The sequence below is a fragment of the Parvibaculum sp. genome (genome assembly GCF_040882025.1).
Classification (GTDB): domain Bacteria; phylum Pseudomonadota; class Alphaproteobacteria; order Parvibaculales; family Parvibaculaceae; genus Parvibaculum.
The window spans coordinates 1-4435 of the sequence record NZ_JBBECC010000105.1 but is presented as its reverse complement, the minus strand read 5'-3'; the positions used below and the strand labels follow the sequence as shown (position 1 = coordinate 4435).

Annotated in this window: 4 protein-coding genes; 2 read left to right on the top strand and 2 right to left on the bottom strand. The window is 66.4% G+C overall.

What is annotated here, in order from left to right; translation table 11 throughout:
* Window positions 1-329: 329 nt before the first annotated feature.
* Window positions 330-1568: a CapA family protein gene (locus WEB61_RS07615; protein WP_368063734.1), complete on the bottom strand. Its 1239-nt coding sequence runs from the start codon at window positions 1566-1568 to the stop codon at window positions 330-332.
* A gap of 106 nt (window positions 1569-1674) precedes the next feature.
* On the opposite strand from WEB61_RS07615, the gene WEB61_RS07610 reads away from it, so the two are divergent.
* Together WEB61_RS07610 and WEB61_RS07605 are read left to right on the top strand one after the other, a co-directional pair.
* A complete protein-coding gene (locus WEB61_RS07610) occupies window positions 1675-2583 on the top strand; it encodes an ROK family protein (protein ID WP_368063733.1) in 909 nt (302 codons plus the stop codon).
* Window positions 2580-3848, top strand: coding sequence for a DNA polymerase IV (locus WEB61_RS07605; RefSeq protein WP_368063732.1), 1269 nt, complete (start codon window positions 2580-2582; stop codon window positions 3846-3848). The genes WEB61_RS07610 and WEB61_RS07605 overlap by 4 nt, the downstream gene beginning before the upstream one ends.
* 82 nt (window positions 3849-3930) lie before the next feature.
* Here WEB61_RS07605 and WEB61_RS07600 read toward each other — a convergent pair.
* Window positions 3931-4435, bottom strand: a 505-nt coding sequence (locus WEB61_RS07600) for a DUF1849 family protein (protein ID WP_368063731.1), incomplete at its 5' end; no start/stop codon positions are given.

Sequence of the window (4435 nt, the reverse complement as noted above, 5' to 3'; positions counted from 1 at the left end):
GTTGGGGAAATGCAACGTTCTTGCAATCGAAACCGCTTAGCCGGACAGCAGTGGCATAAAGCGGGCCATGACGATGTGAGGAGTGACTGGAAGTATCGCGGAGCCTGTCCTGGAGCCGCGCGCAATGGCGTCACTCTTCGGCGCGACTTGTCCGCCGTAGCCTTGGCGAAGGTGGAAGCGCCAGAAACCTTCTCTTCTCCGCGACTCCGAGCCGGAGCCTATCCTCGGGCCGCGCGCGAGCGCGGACCCGTGGGCGTGAAACCCTTTCGTCTCTGCGCCTCTGCGTGAGTCCTTCCTTCCCTTCGCGTCTTCGCGCCTTCGCGTGCCCCCTAAAGACTCCCCCGCGTCACCACGCGTCCACAAGCCGCCGCAACTTCCCCCTCACGCGCCGAAACCTCCGGCTCCTCCCAGCCAACACACCGCGCATCCGTAGCGCCGGCCGCGCACCAGAGCCCCGATCCATCCGCCTGCGGACGAAACCGCAACCCCCGCGCGTCTTCCCCGTCGAGCTGCCCCCCGAGATAATTCAGCACTTCGAGCCGCAGCAGCGCCGCCGCCCCCTCCATCGGCACCACCCGCAAATGCATACCCGTCAGCGGTACCGCCTCCACCGTCTCGACCTTCAACCCCTCATCGCCGCGCGCATAACCCACCCGCAGCAGCAACCCGAAATCGCGGCAAATATCGAACCGCGCCATGTTCTGCGTCCCGAGATGCAGGAAATTTCCGAGCCCATACGCCACAAGATGCGAACCTGAAATCTCGACCCCCTTGGCGACATGCGCATGATGCCCGGCCACGATCGTCGCCCCCGCGCCCGCCGCTTCGCGCCGGAACCGCGCCACATTCACAGCATCGGTCAGCGGATCGAACTCGCGCCCGTAATGCACCGAGAGGATCCGCAGATCCGCCGTCTCTTCCTTCAGCCGCGCCGCGACCGCCGGAAAATCCGTCCGCTCTTGCAGCATCCCCGCATGGCCCGCGCGCGCCGGCAGCCCGCCCCCCGCATTGCCGGCGGCCGACACCGCAACCCGCATCCCGCGCATCTCGAAAACATGCGGCCGCATCGCGTCCTCGCGCGACCGCCCGAGCCCCGGCCAGGCGCGCAAGCCCGGCACGGCCGCCACATGGGCGAGCGTCTCCCCCGCCCCGCGCGTCCCGTAGTCGAGCGCATGATTGTTGGCGAGCGAAAACACATTGATGCCCGCCGCCACAAATTCCCGCGCGCCTTGCGGATGCATGCGGAAGACGAACATCTTGTCGCGCGCCGCAATGTCGTTGCGGTCCATCACCGTCGTTTCGAGATTGGCAAAGACGACATCGCCCGCAAGCCACGGCGCGATCCCGGCCAGCGCCTCGGCGCCGCTCACCAGCCGCCCGCCCTTCCAGCCGCCCCGCGCATCGACAGGCGCCCCGCCGGCATTGAGCCCGGTGTCGCCCACCAGCACCACCGTCAGCCGGTCACTCGCATGGGCGGAGAGCGCCGGAAGCAGGAAGACGAGCACTGCCGCAATCCAGATGTTCCGCAGCAGCGCTCCCCTCTCCGCGATGAACGCAACAAACCCCATGCACCCGGTTCCCCAAAACCGTCTTGGCCCGATTTATTCGGGCCATCCACGTCTTCCTTCATCGTAGTATAAACACCCCCTCGAAACCTGAATCGCAAAACACCCCATGCGCATCGGCATCGACCTCGGCGGCACCAAAATCGAAGCCCTCGCGCTGAGCCCCGAAGGCCGCGAACTGGCGCGCCGCCGCATCGCCGCCCCGCAAGGAAACTACGCGGCCACCATCGCCGCGATCCGCGATCTGGTCGCCGCCCTCGAAGCCGAAACCGGAGAGCAAGGCAGCGTCGGCATCGGCATGCCCGGCACCGTCTCACCCGCCACCGGCCTTGTGAAAAATGCCAACAGTACCTGGCTGATCGGCCATCCCTTTGGGCGCGACATCGAAGCCGCGCTTGCTCGCCCGGTCCGCCTCGCCAACGACGCCGACTGCTTCGCCCTCTCCGAAGCGGCGGACGGCGCGGCCACAGGCGCCGCCTCCGTCTTCGGCGTCATTCTCGGCACAGGCGTCGGCGGCGGCATCGTCATCGGCGGCAGGCTGCTGGCCGGCCCCAACGCCATTGCCGGCGAATGGGGCCACAATCCGCTGCCCTGGATGCATCCCGACGAATATCCGGGCACCGATTGTTATTGCGGCAAGAAGGGCTGCATCGAGACATGGCTCTCCGGCCCTGCCTTCGCGCGCCTCTACAGGGAGGAAGAGGGCGAGGCTCTATCGCCCGAAGAAATCGCCGCCGCCGCCGAAACAGGCTCCCGCCCGGCCCGCCTCGCGCTGCGCCGCTACGCCGACCGCCTCGCCCGCGCGCTGGCCCACACGATCAACATTCTCGACCCCGAAGTGATCGTCCTCGGCGGCGGCATGTCGAACATCGCCGCCCTCTACGACGAAGTCCCGTCGCGCTGGCGCGCTTACGTCTTCTCCGACACGGTCGTCACCCGCTTGCGCCCCCACAAGCACGGCGATGCCAGCGGCGTCCGCGGCGCGGCGTGGCTCTGGCCGGGAGGAGATGGCGCATGACCGCCACCCCGCAGGGCTTCTGCCGCGACTGCTACGCCGCCGCCCCGGAAGGCGCCACGCGCTGTCCGGCCTGCAACCGTCCGCGCCTGAAATTCCATCCCGAGCTTCACGAGCTTGCCATTGCCCATCTCGATTGCGACGCCTTCTACGCCGCCGTCGAGAAACGCGACGACCCCACCCTGCGCGACAAGCCGCTGATCATCGGCGGCGGCAAGCGTGGCGTCGTCTCGACCTGTTGCTACATCGCCCGCATCCGCGGTGTGCGCTCGGCCATGCCGATGTTCAAGGCAATGGCCGCCTGTCCCGACGCCGTCGTCTTGCGGCCCGACATGGCGAAATACGCGAAAGTGGGCCGCGAGGTGCGCCAGCTGATGCGCGAGCTGACGCCGCTGGTCGAACCCTTGTCGATCGACGAGGCCTTTCTCGACCTCACCGGCACCGAGCGTCTGCATCACGGCTCGCCCGCGCTCAGCATGGCCCGTCTCGTCAACCGCATCGAAAAGGAAGTCGGCATCACCGTCTCGGTCGGCCTCAGCCACAACAAGTTCCTGGCCAAAATCGCCTCCGACATCGACAAGCCGCGCGGCTTCTCGGTCATAGGCCGCGCCGAAACGCTCGCCTTCCTCGCCGCAAAGCCCGTGTCGCTGATCTGGGGCGTCGGCAAGGCCTTCGAGGCGAAGCTCGCCCGCGACGGCATCACGCGCATTGCGCAGCTTCAGCGCATGGAAGAAAACGACCTGATGGCGCGCTACGGCTCGATGGGCCGGCGCCTCTGGCGTCTCGCCCGCGGCCTCGATGTCCGCACCGTCGAGCCGTCGCAGGGCGCGAAAAGCATCTCGGCGGAAACGACGTTCACGGACGATATTTCGGATGCCGCCGCGCTCGACCGCATCCTTTGGCCGCTCTGCGAAAAGGTCTCGGCCCGCGCCAAGGCGGCCGGCCTCTCGGGCGCGACCGTGGTTCTGAAGCTGAAGACCGCCGACTTCAAAACCCGCACCCGCAACCAGACCCTCCACGACCCGACGCAGCTTGCCGACGTGATCTACCGCACCGCCGCGCCCCTGCTCGCAAAGGAAACGACCGGCACCGCCTTCCGCCTGCTCGGCGTCGGCATTTCGCAGCTCGGGCCCGCCGACCTCGCCGATCCGCCCGACATGCTCGACCCGGCCGCGACGCGGCGCGCCTCGGCTGAACGCGCGATGGATCGGCTCAGAGCCAGATTCGGGGATAAGTCGATCGGCAAGGGTCGCGGCTTGACCCGTTGAGGCGGGGATAAGTTCGCTTCATCTCCAGCCGAAAATCGGTTTGTGACAGTTTTTTGACAGTTTCGTGACAGAGGGGGGTGTTTCAGCAGCTGCCCGCTGCGAAATAATGCACCTCGGCGAGCCGTCCCTTCATCTCGAGGTCGGAGTAGTCGAGCACCAGAGAAGCCGAAACCCCATTGGATAGAAGGACATAACCCATTTCGAAATTCGGCAGACCCTCGCGGTCGGCGCCGTCGAAATAGCTCAATCGAACCGGCCACGCCTTCATGCCGGCAGATTTCGCATCGCTGCCTGTCACTTCTGCCGCGATTATGTCGTCGGGCAGTGCCGCTAAAGTATTGCCAATAAAGGCATTTGTCGGGTTCTCGGTCTCTTCCGTCCCGTCGAAAATCGGCGCATTGAAAAGGCGCTTGCCGGCCTTGGCCGCCTTCATCAGCTCGAGATTGAAGGCCACGGGAAACAGCACCTCGGCAGGCATTTCGATCGGCGGCGCACCCTCGCGCTCGACCGTCACCGCCCCGTCCGCGCCGCGGCGGCGGGCGATTCCGCTTTCAGTTTCAACAAGTTGGCTGTTCATATATTCCGTC